The 293-nt window shown below is 45.7% G+C and carries 1 pseudogene; it reads right to left on the reverse strand.

What is annotated here, in order from left to right:
* Positions 1-94: 94 nt before the first annotated feature.
* A pseudogene (locus BGK49_RS28155) lies at positions 95-293 on the reverse strand (IS4 family transposase); the annotation flags it as partial.

Consider the following 293-nt stretch of genomic DNA (forward strand, 5'->3'; position numbering starts at 1 on the left):
AGCGGAGCAGGAAGGACATCTGATGGAAATGGAAGCCACGCAAGCACCTTAAAATCACCATCATACACTAAATCAGTAAGTTGGCAGCATTACCCACCATTCCGCATGATTCTGATAAACTCAGTTGATTCGGCCAGTAACCTTTCAGATGTTCCGCCATTTTAATCATCTGATATCTCACCAGATTATAAGCTAGTAAGACACCCCACAGCTCTTGCTCCACAAGCTCCGGCTTTTTACTTCTCAGCGTCAGCCTGCTCAGTTGCATCGTCTGTTTTATCTCCCTGTATCCC

This window comes from Shigella sp. FC1544 (assembly GCF_001722145.1).
In the GTDB taxonomy this organism is placed as follows: domain Bacteria; phylum Pseudomonadota; class Gammaproteobacteria; order Enterobacterales; family Enterobacteriaceae; genus Escherichia; species Escherichia coli.